The organism is Ramlibacter sp. GS1-15, assembly GCF_057785015.1.
Genome location: NZ_JBYNTU010000001.1, coordinates 93426 through 111137, shown reverse-complemented (window position 1 = coordinate 111137; position 17712 = coordinate 93426). Strand labels below are relative to the sequence as shown.

The window sequence follows — 17712 nt, the reverse complement described above, 5'->3', positions numbered from 1 at the left end:
CTTAAGGCGAGCTTAACGGCTGCAGGGTCGGGTCAGGCCCGGCAGCGTGCCATCAGACGACGGACCACCAGTTGCCCGAGGCCACCACCATCGACAGCAGCTGGATCTCGCTGTCGTAGTAGCCGGTGGTCAGGTGCTGCACGTTCCAGTTCCACAGCGCGTCGGCGAAGGCCTGGTACTGCGCGTCGATGCACGCGCCCGCGCAGATCGGCGCATGGTAGGCGGCGCTGTTGCCGCCCGTGACCTTGGTGCCGTCCAGCGAATAACCCGTGCCGATCATGGTGACGTCCCCTCCCGCGGCTTGGCCCTGGAAGAAGTTGACCAGACGGCCGTTGACGGTCTTCCAGCGCGCGTCGCCGGACAGCAGGTAGTCGGAGGAGAAGCGCCACGGGTTGCGGCACGCGTTCCACCAGTACTTGTCCTCGTTGGCATTGCCGTCGCCCATGTAGCCCGGCGAAGGGATCGGGTTGGCGGTGTCGGTGTGCACGATGAAGTCGGGCATCAGGCCGACGGCCGAGTAGGTCGTCTGCATGAGGTTGGACAAGGCATACGCACGGTCGATGGCGGTGTTCCAGAAGGCGTCGCCGGTCGCCGCCGCGAACGCGCGGAAGTGGCCGATCATGTAATCGGAGGTGCGGCTCACGTCCCCCGACTTCAGGCCCTTGGTCGTCCCGTCGCTGCGCATGCAGTTCGACTTGATGGCCGCGATGGTGTTCTTGCCTTCCTGCAGGTAGTTCCACTTGCCGGACGAGCCCCACTGGCGGTCGGCCATCAGCAGCGCCATGGCCATGTCGAGGTCGCCGTCCACCGCGTTCCAGCCGTCGCCGGCCGAGGTGCCGTTGGGATACAGGCGCCAGTCCATCAGGTACTTGCCGGTCGGGTCGAACGCCGCGTTGCCGTACGCGTAGCGCACGCGCGCCACCGACAGCAGGCCGTCGAACAGCTGCTGCGCGTTGGGATCGTGGCCGGCGAACACCACCGCCAGCAGCAGGCCGTAGCCCATGGCTTCGGACACGGTGAGGTAGTTCGGGTCGGAGAACTGCACGGCATAGCCGCCGGCAACGACCGAGTCGGCCGCGACCACGCGCTTCGCCTTCCAGGCGTCGTACTGGGCGGTGAGCACGGCGTCCATCGCCGCGTTGCTTTGCGAAGGACGGATGCCGGCCACGTAGGCGGTCTTGCGCGAGCCGAAGGGATAGCCGCTGCCCGAGCCCAGGGTCGCGGCTGCGGTCGCGCTCGGCGAGGTGGCTGCGGTGTTCGTCTGGACCGCGACCGGCAGCGTGGAGGATCCTGCGGCCGCGTCGGTGGAACCACCGCCACCACCGCCGCCGCAGCCGGTCATGGCCAGGAATGCAGCGGCGGAGCTCGAAGAAAGGAATAGGCGTCGTCGCATGTTCAACAACTCTCTTGTTCATATGGCTCTTCGGCCTGCTCGCAGAGCAGGTGTCGAGCCTGTTGGAAGATGAGCTGAGACGTGGGATACGACCGGACTGCAGTTGCTGAGCCGGTACTGCCTCAGCGAGAACGGTGAACTGTAGTAGGAGCTGTCCGACATCGCACCGGATGCGGCGCCTACATTAGTAAGGAATTGCTGAGAACCGGGCCGGCCGGCGCGCGTGAATTTTTCGCGAGCCATGCACGAGCTCGAGCCGCCGAACGGGACAGCAAGTGGCCGCAAACGCTTGCCTCATCAAGCGTGCAGCTGAGAATGGGCTATGTACTTGGCCCGGCCGTCGAGCGGCCGAGTCCTGTCTCGCGCAGACGACAGGTGTTTCTAGCTCAGCCGCAGTAGTTACATGCAGACGCGGTGAGCTACAAACCAAAAGGCTGTATATGGCTGAGGCTGAGCGCGATTATTCGGGCTTGATGTGCGCGCGCTCCACGACCACTTTCCAGCGCTTCTGCTCTTGCCCGATGAACTGCGCGAACTGCGCGGGCGTGCCGCCCACCGCACTGGCGGCGTCGTTCTTCAGCAGATCGAGCACCGCGTTCGAACGCATGGCCTTCTGCGTCTCGGCCGCCAGCTTGTCGACACTGGCCGGTGCCATGTTGGCCGGCGCGAGCATGCCGTACCACTGCGTCATCTCGAAGCCGGGGTAGCCCTGCTCGGCCACCGTGGGCACGTCGGGCAGCTGCGCCAGGCGCTGCGTCGAGCCGGTGGCGATGCAGCGCAGCTTGCCCGCCTTGATGTACTGGATGATGGCCGAGGCGCCCACCGAGGCTGCATCGAGCCGGCCGGCCAGCAGGTCGGTGAGCTGCGGGCCGGTGCCCTTGTAAGGCACGTGCAGCACGAAGATGTCCGCGGTCATCTTCAGGTATTCGAAAGCGAGGTGGCCCGCGCTGCCGTTGCCGGCGGACCCGTAGTTGAGCTGGCCGGGCTTGCTCTTGGCCAGCGCGACGAATTCCCTGAGGTTGTTGACCGGCAGCTTCGGATGCACGACGTACAGGCTCGGCACCTTGGCCAGCAGGCTCACGGGCTTGAAGTCCTTGTTCGGGTCGTAGGGCAGCTTGGCGAACATATAAGGATTCACCGCCAGCGTGCCGATGTGGCCGAGGATGATCGTGTGCTGGTCCTCGGCACGCGCGACCTCGGCCATGGCGATGTTGCCGGAGGCGCCGGGCTTGTTGTCGACGAAGACGTTCTGGCCCAGGGTCTTCGACAGCTCGCCCGCGCAGGAGCGCGCGATGATCTCCGAGCTGCCGCCGGGCGCAAAGGGCACGACGAAGCGGATCGGGCGCGCCGGCCACCTGTCCTGCGCGAAGGCCTCGAAGGCCCAGGGTGCGCCGGCAGCGGCGGCGATGAGGTGGCGGCGATTCAGCATGGGAGGGTCTCCTGGAGTTGTTCAGTAAAGCCGCGCGGGGAAATCGCGCAGCACGGATTCGGTGAAGGCGTCGCCGAAAGCGGCACACACCGGGTCCAGCAGGCTTGCGTACGAGGGCTGCTGCGCGAGCGAAGTGTGCGGCCAGTCGGAGCCCCACACCATGCGCTCGCCGAATGCTTCGGCCGCGCGCCGCAGCAGCGGCACGAGTTCGGCATAGGGCTCGCGCGCTTCGAGCCGGTACCAGCCCGAGAGCTTGATCCAGGCGCCGCTGCGCGCGAGTTCGGACGCGGCTTGCCACTCCTCGCGCGTGCTCTGCAGCGTGAGCCCCGCGAGATGGTCGAGCACGAACGTGAGGCCCGTGACACGCTGCTGGGCGACCAGGCGCGGCAACTCGCGCGATGGCACGTACCACTGCGCATGCCAGCCGCGAGCGGCCAGGCGCGGCGCAAGGGACGCGAGCGCGGCGATGCCGTTGCCCACCGGCGAGACGAGGTTGAAGCGCGCGCCTCGTACGCCGAGCGCGTGCATCGCATCGAGCTCGTCATCGCCGATCGCCGCATCGAGCACGACGACGCCGCGGTGCCGCCCCGGTTCACTGTGCAAGGCACGCAGCAACAGGCCGTTGTCCGTGCCGTAGACGCTCGGCTGCACGAGCACCAGGCGGCCGACGCCATGCGGCGCGGCGACCGCCTGCACCTGCGCGAGCGAGCGTGTCGCCGGGACGTAATGGCCGCCGCGCACGGGCGCCGCAGCGTCGAACACGTGCACATGGGTGTCCCAGCCGACGGACCGGTCAGCCGACGACGATGCCATGTTCCCGCACCACGCGACCCCACAAGGCCTGCTGTTCGCGCAGGAACTTCGCCGCGTCGTTCTCGTTGCCCGCGAAGACCTCGCCGCCGAGCGAGCGCACCCGGCCGAGCACCTCGGGATCGCCCATGGCCTGGCGCAGCCCGGCCGCGATTTGCGTCCGCACGTTGGCGGCCAGGCCGGCGGGCCCGAGCACCGGGTTCCACTCGAGCACCTCGTGGCCCTTCACGCCGGCCTCGGCCATGGTCGGCACGTCGGGCAATGCGCGGCAGCGCAATTTCGCGGTGACCGCGAGCGGGCGCAGGCGCCCCGACTGGATGTGCCCGAGCGAGGACGCCACGTTGGCGAAGAACAGCGGCACCTGGCCGCCCATCACGTCGTTCAGCGCGGGACCGCCGCCGCGATAGGGCACATGCACGAGCTCGACTTTCGCGAGCTCCTCGAACAGCGCGCCGGCCAGATGCTGCGCCGAGCCATTGCCCGAGCTCGCATAAGCGACCGAGCGCGGCCTGGCGCGTGCCAGGCGGATCACATCGGCCACCGACCTGGCCTCGAAGCGTGGCGTGCACACCAGCACGTTCGGGTACTGCGCCAGGATGGCCAGCGGCGTGAACGCCTTGCCGGTGTCGTAGGGCAGCCTGGGGAACAGCGACGGGTTCACCGCGAACGACGATGCATCGACCAGCAGCGTGCCGCCGTCCGGCGCGGCGCGCGCAACCTCCGCGGCAGCGAGCGTGCCGCTCGCGCCCGGCTTGTTCTCGACGACGACGGTCTGCCCCAGGGCCTCGGAGAAATGCGGCGCGACCAGCCGCGCCATCAGGTCCGCGCCGCCGCCGGGCGGATAGCTCACGACCAGGCGGACCGGCTTGCCGCCGAGGACGCTGGCCGCGGCCTCGAAGGCCGGACCGCAGGTCGCGGTGGCAGCGGCGGCGGCCTGCAGCAGCGCGCGACGGGTGAAGGCGTGGGGCATGTGGACCCTCAGGTGATCGAAACGGTGTAGTGGAAGGCGTGCGCGTCGCCGCGCGAGACGCGGTACTCGATGCAGCGGCCGGCGACGTCGAAAGCATGGCGCACGACCCGCGCGCAGGGATGGCCGGCGGGCAGGCCGAGCGCGCGCGCTTCGGCCGCGCCGAGCGCGTCGAAGCCGATGTCGTCGACCGCGCGATGCACATGGACGCCGCAGCGCTCGGCGTAGAGCGGGTACAGCAGGTCGCCCCAGTCGCGCGGATCGGCTTCGGCGAGCGCCTCGAACCCGGGCAGCGGCAGCCAGATGTCCTCGACCAGGCACGGCTCGCCCCCGAGCGAGCGCAGCCGGCGCAGCTTCAGCGCGGGCTCGCCTCTGGCAACGCCCAGTGCGCGGGCCGCCTCCGCGGGCAGGTTCACCGGCTGGCGCGAGAGGATGCGGGAGACGGGGACCTCGCCGGCGGCGTGGCCGAAACGGAAGAAGCGCATCATGGTCGCGCCGGTGAGGCCCGCGCGCACGAAGGTGCCGCGGCCGTGCACGCGCTCGACGAGGCCTTCGTGCGCGAGCAGCTCGAGCGCGCGGCGCATGGTGCCGAGCGCGACGCCATGCTCGGCGGCGAGCGTCTGCTCGGCCGGGATCGCGCTGCCCGGGGGCCATTCGCCGGACACGACGCGGGCGCGCAGCGAGGCCGCCAGCGCGCCATAGCGGCTCTGGCCGGGTTCGCGCGAGGCGAGGGGGACGATCTGGGCAGGCACGGGGACAACTCCTCTAGAGGACTCTAGTTGAGCCGGACAGGCTCGGCATCCGTAATGCCACGTATTTCTTACGGAATGACCGCATCCCCGCTAATTCACCGGATGGTTAAAGTGAGTCCATGAACCTTCCGAGCCGATTCGACGATGTGTCCCAGCTCGAGGATGCGATGAGCACGCCGTCGCGCGAACTCGTCGCCGCACTCGAAGGCGTGCCCGGCGACATCCTGGTGCTGGGCGTGGGCGGCAAGATGGGGCCGACGCTCGCGCGCATGGCCCGGCGTGCCGCGCCGGCCAAGCGCGTCATCGGCGTGGCGCGGTTTTCCGAACCCGGCCTGCGCGGGCAGCTGCAGCGTCACGGCATCGAGTGCGTCCAGGCCGACCTGCTGTCGCGCGAGGCGCTCACGGCGCTGCCGAGCGTGGAGAACGTCGTCTACATGGCGGGGCGCAAGTTCGGCTCGACCGGCAGCGAGTGGCTGACCTGGGCCATGAACGCGCATGTGCCGGCGCTGGTCGCCGAGCGCTTCGCGCGCTCGCGCATCGTCGCGTTCTCCACGGCCTGCGTGTATCCCTTCGTCGACGTGGCGAGCAATGGCGCGAAGGAGGAAGTGCCGCCCACCGCGCCGCCGGGGGAATATGCGAACTCCTGCGTCGCGCGCGAGCGCATGTTCGAGCACTTCTCGCACCAGTATTCGACGCCGGGACGCTTGATCCGCCTGTCGTACGCGATCGACATGCGCTACGGCGTGCTGCACGACGTCGCGCAGAAGGTCATTCATCGCGAGCCGATCGACCTGTCGATGGGCTATGCGAACGTGATCTGGCAGGGCGAGGCGAACGACTGGACGCTGCGGTCGCTCGCGCATTGCACCACGCCGACCTCCGCGCTCAACCTGAGCGGCCCGAAGATCCGCATCCGCGATGTGGCGCTCGCTCTCGGCCGGAAGCTGGGCGTGGAGCCGATCCTCACGGGCAGCGAAGCCCCGACCGCATGGCTGGTCGACTCGGGCGAGGCATACCGCCTGTTCGGGCCGCCGCAGGTGTCGCTCGAGACGATGCTCGACTGGACCGCCGACTGGGTCCGGCGCGGCGGCAAGAGCCTGGGCAAGCCGACCCATTACGAGGCACGCGATGGAAAGTACTGAGATCCCCCAGGAAAACCTCGCGGTGCTGCGCCGGGGCGCGGTGATTCCCGCGCACCTGCTCGCGCTCGATGCGCGCGGCCGGCTCGACGCGCGGCGCCAGCGTGCGATGACGCGCTACTACCTGGATGCCGGCGCGGGCGGCATCGCGATCGGCGTGCACGCGACGCAGTTCGCGATCCGCGACGTCGGCCTGTACGAGCCGGTGCTCGAACTGGCGATGCAGGAAGCGCGCGACTGGGTGCCCATCGGCGGAAAACGCCCTCTGTTCATGATCGCGGGCCTGGCCGGCAGGACGCCACAGGCCGTGCGCGAGGCGCGCACGGCGCGGCAGCTCGGCTATCACGCGGGCCTGTTGAGCCTGGTCGCGATGCAAGGCGCGAACGAGGACGAACTGGTCGCGCATTGCCGCGCGGTTGCCGAGGTGATGCCGGTGGTGGGCTTCTACCTGCAGCGCGCGGTCGGCGGCATCGAGCTGCCCTGCTCCTTCTGGCGGCGCTTCGCCGAAATCGAGAACGTCGTCGCGATCAAGATGGCGCCCTTCAACCGCTATCGCACGCTGGACGTGATCCGCGGCGTCGTCGCCGCGCAGGCGGAAGAGCGCGTGACGCTCTACACCGGCAACGACGACCACATCGTGCTGGACCTGCTGGCGCCCTTCACCGTGATGCGCGACGGCCGGCCCGTGACCGTGCGCATCAAGGGCGGCCTGCTCGGTCACTGGAGCGTGTGGACCCGGCGCGCCGTGCAGTTGCTGGACCGCATCCACGAGGCCGTGGAGAAGCGCGAAGCCACGCCGGAGCTGCTCGCGCTCGACGCGCAGGTCACCGACTGCAACAGCGCCGTGTTCGACGTCGCGCACGATTTCCACGGCTGCATCGCCGGCTGCCACGAGGTGCTGCGCCGCCAGGGCATCCTGCAAGGCATCTGGTGCCTGGACCCGAAAGAGGGCCTGAGTCCCGGCCAGGCCGGCGAGCTCAGTCGCGTGCAACGCGACTATCCGCACCTGGTGGACGACGAGTTCGTCCAGGCCAACCTCGAACGCTGGCTGGCCTAGGGTGGCCCGCGTTGACAGCCCCGCGCCGGCGACGGTAAAGTGCCCCAATTAACCAGTTAGTGAATTAACCCCGGAGACAAGAACATGCAGAAACGCCACTTCATCCAGGCCGTCGGCGCGGCGATCGCCGCTTTCGCGGTCGCGACGCCCGCCATGGCGCAATGGAAGCCGACGCGGCCGATCAACCTGATCGTGCCGTGGGCCGCGGGCGGCTCGACCGATCAGGTAACGCGCGTGGCGGCGGCCGAGATGGAGAAGCAGCTGGGCCAGACCATCGTGATCGTGAACCAGCCGGGCGCCTCCGGCGCGATCGGCACGAAGAGCGCGCTCGATGCGCCCAAGGACGGCTACACCTGGACCGCCGGCGCCGCGCAGGACCTAGGCGCCTACCAGGCGCTCGGCTCGGTGAACACGAACATCAAGGACTGGCACCTGTTCCTGTCGGTGGCCAACATCCAGGTGATCGGCGTGAACCCGCAGCGGCCGTGGAAGGACGCCAAGCAGTTCATCGACGACATGAAGGCCAGGCCCGGCCAGATCAGCGTCGCGACCGCGGGCGTCACCTCCGCCGGCCACAACGCGATGGACTTCATCGTGAAGGCCACCGGCGTGAAGTACAAGGAAGTCTCCTACGACGGCGGCAACCCGGCGGTGGTCGCCACCGTCGCCGGCGAAGCCGATGCGACGACGCAGCTCGCCGTCGAGCAGGCCGACATGATCCGCGGCAAGCGCCTGCGCCCGCTCGCCACGGTGAGCGACAAGGCGGTCGAGCTCGAGGGCTACGGCAAGATCCCGCCGCTGTCGGACACGATCCCCGGCTTCACCGCACCGGCCAACTACTTCGGCATCTTCATTCCCAAGGGCGTGCCCGACGAGGTCGTGAAGACGGTCGAGAAGATCTGGGCCGACACCATCAGCAAGAGCGACGCGCTCAAGAAGTACGCTGCCAGCCGCGGTGCCCTGTTCAACCCGCTGTCCGGCGACGCCGCGCAGAAGGCCGTGTTCCCTGCGGTGCAGGCCAACGCCTGGAACCTGCACGCCGCCGGCAAGACCAAGGTGTCGCCCGACACGGTCGGCATTCCCAAGCCCTGATGCAAGTCCACGAGCAAGACGACGGCGAAGACATCACCCCACGTTCCGACCTGTGGCAGGGGCTGGGGTGGGTCGCGCTGGGCGTGGCCGTGCTGGTCGGGTCCGTGACCATGGACCGGCTCGAATCGCAGAACATCAACCCGTACACGGTGCCGGGCCTGCTGCCCGGCCTGCTCGGCCTCGCGATGATGTTGCTGGGCGGGGTGCTCGCGGTGCGCAGCTGGCAGCGCGGCGCGCTGGCCCAGCCGCGCGCGCCGTTCACCGGACACCAGCGCGAAATGCGCAAGCGCGTGTGGATCGTCATCGCCCTGTGCTCCGTCTATTCCGTGGTGCTGATCGGCCACGGCCTGCCGTTCTGGCTGGCCTCGGCGCTCTTCGTGACCGGCTCCATCCTGATCCTGCAGCGCATGAACCGTGACCCCGAGGAGCGTCGCCTCACGCCCAGGCTGTGGCTCAAGGCCGTCGTGATCGGCGTGCTCGCCGCCGTGATCACCCAGGTGGTCTTCCAGGACCTGTTCCTGGTGCGCCTGCCCTAACGTTCTCTTTCGCTCTCCCATGCTCCAGGGACTCCAAGACCTAGGCAACGCCTATCTCAGTTTCATGAACCCGATGACGCTGCTCTACGGGCTGGGCGGCGCCTTCGTCGGGATCGTGATGGGCATCCTGCCGGGCCTGTCGGCCACGCTCGCGATCGCGCTGCTCACGACGCTGACGATCAAGCTCGAGGCGAACCAGGCGATCCTCGTGCTGATCTGCTCGTACGTCGGCGCGCTCTACGGCGGCTCGCGCACCGCGATCCTGCTGAACATCCCGGGCACCGCCGCCAACGCCGCCTCGTGCGCCGACGGCTACGCGCTCGCCAAGCAGGGCCAGGCCGGCCGCGCGATCGGCATCGCCACCTCGGGCGCGTTCGTCTCCACCTTGATCGGCGTGCTGTGCCTCGCGCTCTTCACGCCGCTGCTGGCGGAAGTCGCGCTGTCGTTCGGCGCCTTCGAGTTCTTCTGGCTCGCCCTCTTCGGCGTGACCATGTCGGGCTCGATCGTCGGCGGCGACCCGCTCAAGGGCTGGCTGATGGGGCTGCTCGGCCTGTTCATCGCCCAGATCGGCCAGGAAAGCCTGTACGCGTACAACCGCTTCACCTTCGGCTGGGATGAACTGGCGGGCGGCATCGCGCTGATCCCGGCGCTGGTCGGCGCCTTCGGCCTGGCGGAAGTGCTCACCACGCTGGCGGACCCGGTCGAGCGCAAGATCATGGATCTGAAGGATTCGGTCCTGCCGCGCTGGCGCGAGATCATGCAGTACAAGTGGACCGTGCTGCGCTCAGGCGTCATCGGCGTCCTCACGGGCCTGCTGCCCGGCGTCGGCGAGGACGCCGGCGCGTGGATGTCGTACGCGGCAGCCAAGGCCGTGAGCAAGGAGCCGGAGAAATTCGGCAAGGGCTCGATCGACGGCCTGATGGCCGCCGAGACCGGCGACATGTCGTCGATCCCCGGCCACATCATCCCGTCGCTCGCGCTGGGCATCCCCGGCTCGGCGCCGTCGGCCGTGCTGATGGCCGCGATGATCATCCACGGCGTGCAGCCCGGCCCGATGCTGCCGATCACGCATCCGCAGTTCATCTACCACGTGGTCGCGATGACCACGCTGGCGTCGATCACCATCCTGCTGTTCGGCCTGTTCGGCGTGCGCCCGCTGCTGCACGTGCTGAAGGTGCGCCGCAACATCCTCATGCCGATCGTGTACCTGCTGTGCGTGGTCGGGGCCTTCGCCACCGCCTCGCGCATGTTCGACGTCTACGCGATGCTCGCGATCGGCGTCGTCGCCTTCTTCCTGCGCCGCCGCGGCTACGAGATGGCGCCCCTGGTGCTCGGCCTGGTCCTCGGCCCGCTGCTGGACAAGAGCCTGCGGCGCGGCCTCGTGCTGTCGGACGGCAACCTGGGCCCGTTCTTCACGCGCCCGATCGCGCTCGTCTTCGCGGCGGTGACGATCTTCACGATCCTGCTGTACGTGCCGCCGTTCAAGCGCGCAGTCATGCGCGCGCGCGGCGCCATCGGGACCGGGATCAGGTCGGTGTTCGTGCGTTCCTCATGAAGTTCGCGCTGTGCAACGAGGTCCTGCAGCCGCTGCCGTTCGAGCGGCAATGCACTGTCGCGGCGCAGCTCGGGTACGACGGCCTCGAGGTCGCGCCGTTCACGCTGGCGGATGATCCGATGGCGATCAGCGATGCCCGGGCGCGCGAGTTCCGGCGCATCGCCGAAGGCGCGGGGCTGGAGATCTTCGGCCTGCACTGGCTCCTGGTCGCGCCCGCCGGGCTGTCGATCGTCAGTGAAGATCGTGCATTGCGCGAGCGCACCGTCGGCGTGATGCAGCGGCTGGTCGAGCTCTGCGCGCTGATGGGCGGCAACTACCTGGTGCACGGCTCGCCCAAGCAGCGCGCCGTGCCGGCGGGCTCCACGCAAGAGCAGGCGCTGGCACGCGCCACCGAGTGCTTCGCGCAGGTCGCGAAGGCCGCGCAGGCGCACGGCGTGGTGTACTGCGTGGAGCCGCTGTCCACGCGCGAGACCGATCTGGTCAACACGGTGGCCGAGGCGGCGCGCATCGTCGATGCGGTGAACTCGCCGGGCCTGAAGACCATGATCGATTGCAGCGCCGCCGGGCAGGTCGAGCGGGAGCCGGTTCCGGTGCTGATGGAACGCTGGATGCGCTCGGGCCACGTCGCGCACGTGCAGGTGAACGACCCCAACCGGCGCGGGCCGGGCCAGGGCGAGATGCGCTTCGGGCCCATCCTCGAGACGATCGCGCGCATGCAGGCCGAGGGCCATTACAAGGGCATCGTCGCCGTCGAGCCGTTCGATTACGTCCCCGACGGTCCGGGCTGCGCGGCGCGCGCGATCGGCTACCTGCAGGGCGTCGCCCAGGCCCTGGAATGAAACTGCGCATCCGCGAGATCGAGCTGTGCGAGCGGCCGGTGAATTTGCGGCTGCCCTTCCGCTTCGGCGTCGTCACGCTGCGCGAGTGTCCGCAGGCGTTCGTGCGCGTGCGCATCGAGACGGAAGACGACCGGTCCGGATGGGGTGCCGCTGCCGAGATGATGGCGCCCAAGTGGTTCGACAAGAACCTGGCACTCACCAACGAGCAGAACTTCGACCAGTTGCGGGACGTGCTGCGCATCGCGCGCGAAGCGTACCTGTCGGACGACGGCGCGGCGACCGCGTTCGGCCACTTCGCGCGGCATTACGACGCCCAACTGCGGACCGGCGCGGCGAAGGGCCACAACCCGCTGCTCGCGAGCTACGGCCCGGCGCTGATCGACCGCGGGGTTCTCGACGCGCTGTGCCGCCTGCAGGGCGTGTCGTTCTACGACGCCATGCGTGCGAACCTGCCGGGCATCGGCTTCCAGGGCTTCGACATCGACACCTTCCTGGCATCGCTCCAGCCGGCGGACTCCATCGAAGCGCGGCATACGGTCGGCATGGTCGATGCGATCACGGCCGCCGACCTGAAGGAACGCGTGGACGACGGCCTGCCCGAAACGCTGGAGGAAGCGATCGCCGCCTGGGGTCACCGCTACTTCAAGTTGAAGGTGGGTGGCAACCTACCGGCCGACGTGGCGCGCCTCGAAGCCATTGCGTCGGTGCTCGATCGACTGCCCCATCGCTACTTCGTCTCGCTCGACGGCAACGAGCAGTACGTCGATGCGCAAGGCGTGGCCGAACTCGTCGCGGCGATCCGCACGCGCCCGGCACTGAAGCGCCTGTGGGATGCCATCCTGTTCATCGAGCAGCCGATCGCGCGCAAGGTGGCGCTCGACGTCGACCTGCGCGCGGCCGGCCTCGGCAAGCCGGTCATCGTCGACGAGAGCGACGGCGAGCTGGACACCTTCGTGCAGGCCAAGGCCCGCGGTTACCGCGGCGTGTCTTCCAAGACCTGCAAGGGCTTCTACAAGTCGGTGCTCAACGCGGCGCGCTGCGCGGCCTGGGGCGACGGCTACTTCATGTCCGCCGAGGACCTGACGACGCAAGCGGGCCTGTCGGTGCAGCAGGACCTGGCGCTCGTCAACCTGCTCGGCATCACGCATGTCGAGCGCAACGGGCACTATTACGTCAACGGCATGGCCGCGCAGTCGCCCGGCGAGCAGCAGGCGTTCCTCACGGCCCACCCGGACGTCTACGAGCGCAGCCACGGCGCCGTGCGATTGCGGATCCGCGAGGGGCGCATCGCGCTGACTTCACTCGCGTGCCCCGGTTTCGCGAGCGCCGCGATGCCCAACCCGCAAGGCCTGCGCCCGATCTGAGGGCTTTTCTCAGCCCACGTGCTTCGCGAAGAACGCCAGCGTACGTTCGCGCGCAAGCTTCGCCGCATCGGCGTCGTACGAGCCGCGCTGGTCGCAATTGAAGCCGTGCCCCGCGGCGTACACGTGCACTTCGACCTCGGGGTGCGCCCGGCGGAATGCTTCCACGGTATCCATCGGGATGATGTGGTCCTTCTCGCCGAAGTGGACCATCACCGGGCACTTCGGCCGGCGGGCGATCTCCTGGGGCTGCGTCATGCCGCCGCCGTAGTAGGGCACCGCGGCCGCCAGGCCCTCGAGCAGGCAGGCCGCGCGCCACGTGAGCAGCCCGCCCCAGCAGTAGCCGACGATGCCGACCTTGCCCGCTTGCCCGGCATGCGCGATCGCCGCCTGGATATCCGGCAGCACGCCCGGGGCGGGCAGGCCCTCGACTGCGGCCTTGAGCGCGGCGCCCTCCTTCACGTCCTGTTCGGCGTACCCGAGCTCGACGCCGGGCCTGATGCGATGGAAGGTGGACGGCGCCACCGCGAGGTAACCCTCCTTCGCATAGCCGTCGGCGACGCTGCGGATGTGCGAGTTCACGCCGAAGATCTCCTGCAGCACGACGATGCCGCCCTTCGGCTTGCCGGCGGGCTGTGCCACATACGCCGGAAAGGTGAATCCGCCGGAGGAACGCAGGTCGGTGAATGGGCCCATGAAAGCGACTCCTTGTTGCCGTGAGCTTTTGCAGTGTAATAAAGGCCGAAGTCAACAGGAGGTGAGCCTTGGAGCAAGTCCTGCTGGTCACCGGCGCGAGCCGCGGCATCGGCGCGGCGACGGCGCAACTCGCGGCCCGCCGCGGCTACGCGGTGGCCGTCAATTACGCGAGCAACGGCGCGGCGGCCGACGCCGTCGTGCAGTCCATTCGCCAGAACGGCGGTCGGGCACTGGCGATCCAGGCCGACGTCGCGCACGAGGAACAGGTCCTGGCCATGTTCGAGCGCATCGACCGCGAACTCGGGCGGCTCACGGCGCTGGTCAACAACGCCGGCGTGGTCGACATGACCGCGCGCGTCGACGAGATGAGCCTCGCGCGCCTCAAGCGCATGTTCGACATCAACGTGCTCGGCACCATCCTGTGCGCGCGCGAGGCGATCAAGCGGATGAGCACGAAGCACGGCGGTCCGGGCGGCGCGATCGTCAATGTGTCGAGCGCGGCGTCGCGCCTCGGCTCGCCCGGCCAGTACGTCGATTACGCGGCGGCCAAGGGCGCGGTCGACGCCTTCACGCTGGGCCTCGCGAAGGAAGTGGCCGCCGAGGGCATCCGCGTCAACGCGGTGCGCCCGGGCCTGATCGAAACCGACATCCACGCGTCGGGCGGCATCCCCGACCGCGTGCAGCAGCTCGCGCATCTGGTGCCCATGCAGCGCGGCGGCAGCGCCGAGGAAGTCGCCGAAGCGATCGTGTGGCTGCTCTCGCCCGAAGCCAGCTACGTGACGATGTCTTTGCTCGACGTTTCCGGAGGACGATGAGATGGCAACCCGCTACTACTGGGAAGACCTGCAGCCGGGCAGCACGCGCGAGCTGGGCAGCGTCACGGTGACGGCCGAGGAGATCAAGGAGTTCGCCGAGCAGTTCGACCCGCAACCCTTCCACGTCGACGAGCTGGCCGGGCGGCGCTCGATCTTCGGCAACCTGTGCGCGAGCGGCTGGCACACCTGCGCGCTCGCGATGAAACTGACGGTGGAGAATTTCCTCAACGAATCGTCCAGCATGGGATCGCCGGGGCTGGAGAACCTGCGCTGGCTCAAGCCCGTGTACCCGGGCGACACGCTCAGCCTCAAGCACAGCATCACCGAGTCACGGCCGCTGCGCAAACGCACCGACACCGGCCTGGTGCGCGCGCTGTGGGAGATGTACAACCAGAACGGCGAGAAGGTGATGCAGATGGAAGGCTACGGCATGTTCCGCCGGCGCCACCCCGCCACGCCCGAGGAGATCGCGCGCATGGCAGCGTCGAAAGACTGACGCGGTGGATTTCATCAAGCCGCTCGTCACGCTGCTGGCGGTCGTCAACCCCCTGGCGATCGTCCCTTTCTTCATCCACTACACGCAGGGGTTCGCACCCAGCCAGCGCCGCCGCACGGTGGTGATCGCCTCGTTCACCGCCTTCGTCGTGATCGCCGCGAGCGCCCTCCTGGGCCTGCAGATCCTCGAGTTCTTCGGCATCTCGCTCGCGAGCTTTCAGGTGGGCGGTGGCATGCTGCTGCTCATCAGCTCGATGAACATGCTCAACGCGCAGCCGGCCGAAGCCAAGCCGCAGACGCGCGAATTCGAGGAAGGCGCGCAGAAGGCGGCGATGGGCGCCAGCATCGCCGTGGTGCCGCTCACGATCCCGCTGCTCACCGGGCCGGCGACCATGTCCACCGTCGTGATCTACGCCGAGCGCGCCCACACCTTCTGGCAACTGATGGTGCTGGTCGGTTACGGCGTGGTGATCGGCCTCGCGACGGCCTTGTGCTTCGCGCTGGCGGACCCGATCGCGCGCGTGCTGGGCAACACCGGCATCAAGGTGATGACGCGCCTCATGGGCCTCATCCTCGCTGCGCTGGCCGTGGAAGTCATGGCCTCGGGGCTGGTCAAACTGTTCCCGGGCCTCGGGCACTAGTCCGCTGCTGCTGCAGCTCCTTCACGAGCTGGTTGCTCGTGTTGCGCAGGCGTTGTGCGAGCAGCTGCGTCAGCTTGACCAGCAGCTTGGCCGCGACGGCCGGCTCCGAGACGATCACCCGGCTCACGGCGGCGCGGCTGAGCACGGCCGCCTCAACCTCCGACAGCGCCCGGCAGCTCGCGTAGCGCGGCTCGCCATCGAGCATCGACATCTCGCCGATCACCGCGCCCTCCCTGATCACCGCCAGCCGCGTGGTGTCGGTGCGGTCCTCGTCGTCCGAGGCGGCGCCGACCTTGCGCTTGCCCACGTCCACCGTACCCGAGATCAGCACCATCATCCAGTCGCTGACCTCGCCTTCCTCGATCAGGAGCTGGCCGGGCCGGGCGCGCACGCGCAACATGTTCGCGCCCAGCAGGTCGGCTTCAGCCGGGGAAAAATCGCGCAGCAGCGGTGACACGGCCAGCAGGTCGCCGCAGCGGGAGAGGTCCGTGCAGGACCCGACCACCTGCAGCCCGCGCGACTGCAGCTGTTGCTCGAGCGGCTGGTCGGGCATGGTGGGCTAGCGCTGGTCCGCGAGCCAGCCCGCGAGTTCCTGCGCGGCGGCATCGGTCGCGGCGGTGAGGGCGCGCACGCCGCCCGAGGCGTCGGCCGTCGGCGCGGGCTGCCGTTGCACGAGCAGGCGTTGCGCGACCAGGCGCTCGCCGGCCGGCGTGTTCTCCATCAGCGTCGCGCGCAGGCGCAGCACGCCCCAGCTTTGCGTCGGCGAATCGAACACATGCGACAGCTCCTCGAGTTCGACATGCAGCACGCGCGGCAGCGTGCCGGCCACGCGCGCGAGGGAGGCGCTCTCCGCCGGGTCGAGCACCGCACGATTGCGCCCGAGCTGCTCGCGCAGGCGCTGGTGCACCAGACGCGCGGGCTGTGCCGACCAGCGTGCCTGGGCGTAGGGATGCAGCTGGTGCGCGTCGGCATAGGCGAGGCGATACAGCAGCGCCGTGCTCTCGAGGGCACTGGCGGCCTCGACCTCCTCCAGCACGATCGGTGGCTGCGCGGGAGCGGCCACCGTCGCACTCACGTCCCCCGAGCCGAAGTCGTACAGCGTCGCGCGCACGGGCCTTTCGGGGGCGAGCGAACTGCAGGCCGTGGCGAGCAGCGCCAGCACCCACGCGAATGCGCGCAGGGTCGCCGCCTTCATTTCGCACCTCCGGGCGGCACGAAGCCGGGCTCGCCCGGCCCGGGCGCGACCGGGCCGTTGCCGTAGATCAGGGACTGCGGGTTGTCGTTGATGCTGCTCATCGTGCGGCTCAGGGCGCGGACGGCGCGCGAGGCGTCGTCGGCGGTGCGGTTGATCCGCGGCAGCGTCGCCGCGCCGAGCGAGTCGGCCGCATGCGAGAAGGACTGGCTGCCCTGTGCGAGCCGGTCCACCGGCCCATCGGGCGCGTTGAGGCGCTGCGCCGTCCGGCCGAATTCGTCGGAGCTGCTCCGCACCGATTGCAGCGTGGTCTTCGCTTCGGCCAGCGCCGGATCGACGCGCTGCTTGAGCGTGCGGTCCAGGCTTTGCGCGAGCTCGCCGGTGCGCGTCGCCGCCTGATTCAAGTTGTCGAGCGTCGTGGCCACGCGCTTCTGGTTCGGCTCGCCCAGCAGCTGGTTGATGCGGGTCATCGCCTGGTCGGCCTGGTCGATCAGCGCGTCGGCGCGGTCGGTGAGTTTCTGGATCAACCCCGGCTTGAGCGGGATGCGCGGCGGATGCCCGTCCTCGGGTGCCAGCCGCGGCGCGGGCTGGCCGTTGTCGTCGAGTTCGACGTAGGCGAGGCCGGTCACGCCCTGGAAATTCAGCGTCGCGAAGGTGTTCTTCGTGACGGGCGCGGCGCGATCCACTTCCAGGCGGATCAGCACGTTGCCCTGCGCCTTCGGGTCGAAGCCGAGGAAAGCGACCTTGCCGACATCGACGCCGCGGTAGCGCACGGCCGCCTGCGCCTGCAGGCCCGATACCGATTCGCGCGTGGAGATCTCGTAGGGGTCGCGCACGCCCGTGTCCCGCGTGAGCCAGGCCGCGAGCAGCACCAGCAACGCCGCGGCCACCACCACGAAGAGGCCGGCCGCCATCGCATGCGCCTTGTTTTCCATGAGGGTTT

19 protein-coding genes are annotated in these 17712 nt (G+C 69.1%); 10 read left to right on the top strand and 9 right to left on the bottom strand.

Annotation, left to right across the window (positions count from 1 at the left end; translation table 11 throughout):
* Positions 1 to 52: 52 nt before the first annotated feature.
* The 5 genes from AC3EF3_RS00580 to AC3EF3_RS00560 form a co-directional block, all read right to left on the bottom strand.
* A complete protein-coding gene (locus tag AC3EF3_RS00580; RefSeq protein WP_488530220.1) occupies positions 53 to 1393 on the bottom strand; it encodes a family 8 glycosyl hydrolase in 1341 nt (446 codons plus the stop codon).
* Between the two features lie 460 nt (positions 1394 to 1853).
* Complete coding sequence (locus AC3EF3_RS00575; RefSeq protein ID WP_488530219.1) at positions 1854 to 2822, bottom strand: Bug family tripartite tricarboxylate transporter substrate binding protein; 969 nt, start codon at positions 2820 to 2822, stop codon at positions 1854 to 1856.
* A gap of 21 nt (positions 2823 to 2843) precedes the next feature.
* Positions 2844 to 3635, bottom strand: a complete 792-nt coding sequence (locus AC3EF3_RS00570; protein ID WP_488530218.1) for an amidohydrolase family protein — start codon at positions 3633 to 3635, stop codon at positions 2844 to 2846.
* Positions 3616 to 4602, bottom strand: a complete 987-nt coding sequence (locus AC3EF3_RS00565) for a tripartite tricarboxylate transporter substrate binding protein (protein WP_488530217.1) — start codon at positions 4600 to 4602, stop codon at positions 3616 to 3618. Before AC3EF3_RS00565 ends, AC3EF3_RS00570 begins: the two co-directional genes overlap by 20 nt.
* 8 nt (positions 4603 to 4610) lie before the next feature.
* A complete protein-coding gene (locus AC3EF3_RS00560) occupies positions 4611 to 5351 on the bottom strand; it encodes a GntR family transcriptional regulator (protein ID WP_488530216.1) in 741 nt (246 codons plus the stop codon).
* A gap of 119 nt (positions 5352 to 5470) precedes the next feature.
* Here AC3EF3_RS00560 and AC3EF3_RS00555 point away from each other — a divergent pair, with 119 nt between their 5' ends.
* The 7 genes from AC3EF3_RS00555 to AC3EF3_RS00525 all read left to right on the top strand — a co-directional run bounded on the left by AC3EF3_RS00555 (position 5471) and on the right by AC3EF3_RS00525 (position 12933).
* Complete coding sequence (locus tag AC3EF3_RS00555; RefSeq protein ID WP_488530215.1) at positions 5471 to 6493, top strand: NAD-dependent epimerase/dehydratase family protein; 1023 nt, start codon at positions 5471 to 5473, stop codon at positions 6491 to 6493.
* Entirely contained in the window at positions 6480 to 7547 is a 1068-nt protein-coding gene (locus tag AC3EF3_RS00550) for a dihydrodipicolinate synthase family protein (protein WP_488530214.1), read from the top strand. The genes AC3EF3_RS00555 and AC3EF3_RS00550 overlap by 14 nt, the downstream gene beginning before the upstream one ends.
* 84 nt (positions 7548 to 7631) lie before the next feature.
* Positions 7632 to 8639, top strand: coding sequence for a Bug family tripartite tricarboxylate transporter substrate binding protein (locus AC3EF3_RS00545; RefSeq protein WP_488530213.1), 1008 nt, complete (start codon positions 7632 to 7634; stop codon positions 8637 to 8639).
* Positions 8639 to 9175: a tripartite tricarboxylate transporter TctB family protein gene (locus AC3EF3_RS00540; protein ID WP_488530212.1), complete on the top strand. Its 537-nt coding sequence runs from the start codon at positions 8639 to 8641 to the stop codon at positions 9173 to 9175. The genes AC3EF3_RS00545 and AC3EF3_RS00540 overlap by 1 nt, the downstream gene beginning before the upstream one ends.
* Before the next feature lie 19 nt (positions 9176 to 9194).
* The gene (locus AC3EF3_RS00535) at positions 9195 to 10730 is read left to right on the top strand and encodes a tripartite tricarboxylate transporter permease (protein WP_488530211.1); all 1536 of its coding nucleotides are present in this window, start codon (positions 9195 to 9197) and stop codon (positions 10728 to 10730) included.
* A complete protein-coding gene (locus AC3EF3_RS00530) occupies positions 10727 to 11569 on the top strand; it encodes a sugar phosphate isomerase/epimerase family protein (protein ID WP_488530210.1) in 843 nt (280 codons plus the stop codon). The genes AC3EF3_RS00535 and AC3EF3_RS00530 overlap by 4 nt, the downstream gene beginning before the upstream one ends.
* A complete protein-coding gene (locus AC3EF3_RS00525; protein WP_488530209.1) occupies positions 11566 to 12933 on the top strand; it encodes an enolase C-terminal domain-like protein in 1368 nt (455 codons plus the stop codon). The genes AC3EF3_RS00530 and AC3EF3_RS00525 overlap by 4 nt, the downstream gene beginning before the upstream one ends.
* Before the next feature lie 9 nt (positions 12934 to 12942).
* Here the strand turns inward: AC3EF3_RS00525 and AC3EF3_RS00520 are convergent, their stop codons facing one another.
* Positions 12943 to 13626 carry a dienelactone hydrolase family protein gene (locus AC3EF3_RS00520; RefSeq protein ID WP_488530208.1) on the bottom strand — a complete coding sequence of 228 codons (684 nt, stop codon included), beginning with the start codon at positions 13624 to 13626 and terminating at the stop codon, positions 12943 to 12945.
* Between the two features lie 68 nt (positions 13627 to 13694).
* Here AC3EF3_RS00520 and AC3EF3_RS00515 point away from each other — a divergent pair, with 68 nt between their 5' ends.
* From AC3EF3_RS00515 to AC3EF3_RS00505, 3 genes are read left to right on the top strand one after another with little or no spacing between them, the layout of a single operon-like run.
* The gene (locus tag AC3EF3_RS00515; protein WP_488530207.1) at positions 13695 to 14441 is read left to right on the top strand and encodes an SDR family oxidoreductase; all 747 of its coding nucleotides are present in this window, start codon (positions 13695 to 13697) and stop codon (positions 14439 to 14441) included.
* A 1-nt stretch (position 14442) separates the two neighbouring features.
* Complete coding sequence (locus tag AC3EF3_RS00510) at positions 14443 to 14937, top strand: MaoC family dehydratase (protein WP_488530206.1); 495 nt, start codon at positions 14443 to 14445, stop codon at positions 14935 to 14937.
* A 4-nt stretch (positions 14938 to 14941) separates the two neighbouring features.
* Positions 14942 to 15577, top strand: a complete 636-nt coding sequence (locus AC3EF3_RS00505) for a MarC family protein (RefSeq protein WP_488530205.1) — start codon at positions 14942 to 14944, stop codon at positions 15575 to 15577.
* Here the strand turns inward: AC3EF3_RS00505 and AC3EF3_RS00500 are convergent.
* From AC3EF3_RS00500 to AC3EF3_RS00490, 3 genes are read right to left on the bottom strand one after another with little or no spacing between them, the layout of a single operon-like run.
* Positions 15549 to 16130, bottom strand: coding sequence for a Crp/Fnr family transcriptional regulator (locus AC3EF3_RS00500; RefSeq protein ID WP_488530204.1), 582 nt, complete (start codon positions 16128 to 16130; stop codon positions 15549 to 15551). The genes AC3EF3_RS00505 and AC3EF3_RS00500 overlap by 29 nt on opposite strands.
* 6 nt (positions 16131 to 16136) lie before the next feature.
* Positions 16137 to 16772: an ABC-type transport auxiliary lipoprotein family protein gene (locus AC3EF3_RS00495; RefSeq protein ID WP_488530203.1), complete on the bottom strand. Its 636-nt coding sequence runs from the start codon at positions 16770 to 16772 to the stop codon at positions 16137 to 16139.
* On the bottom strand, positions 16769 to 17704 hold the full coding sequence (locus tag AC3EF3_RS00490; RefSeq protein ID WP_488530202.1) for an MlaD family protein: 936 nt from the start codon (positions 17702 to 17704) through the stop codon (positions 16769 to 16771). The genes AC3EF3_RS00495 and AC3EF3_RS00490 overlap by 4 nt, the downstream gene beginning before the upstream one ends.
* Between the last annotated feature and the right edge of the window lie 8 nt (positions 17705 to 17712).